This window comes from Geobacillus sp. DSP4a (genome assembly GCF_013096875.1).
In the GTDB taxonomy this organism is placed as follows: Bacteria; Bacillota; Bacilli; order Bacillales; family Anoxybacillaceae; genus Geobacillus; species Geobacillus thermophilus.
Window position 1 is genome coordinate 1 of the sequence record NZ_SDLD01000289.1, and the last position, 254, is coordinate 254.

General features: G+C 36.6%; 1 pseudogene. It reads left to right on the forward strand.

The annotated features are described in order from the left end of the window. Positions 1-119: 119 nt before the first annotated feature. Positions 120-254: pseudogene (locus ETC02_RS18575) on the forward strand (RNA-guided endonuclease TnpB family protein); the annotation flags it as partial.

The window sequence follows — 254 nt, forward strand, 5'->3', positions numbered from 1 at the left end:
TTCAACTGTAAATACAGCTTGTTGTACCGTCAACATGCGATTCACCTCCTTGTCTATCAATATTCACATCATAGACAAGGAAAGAAGAAAATATTCAGCTCACTTTATGATGTGGCTGAATAGTTACTATCAAACAACAGCTAAATGGTTTGACCAAAGAAGAATACTTGACTCTTCGAGAACTGTGCCATATTGCCAAGAACATGTACAACGTCGGATTGTACAATGTCAGACAATACTATTTTGAACACAAG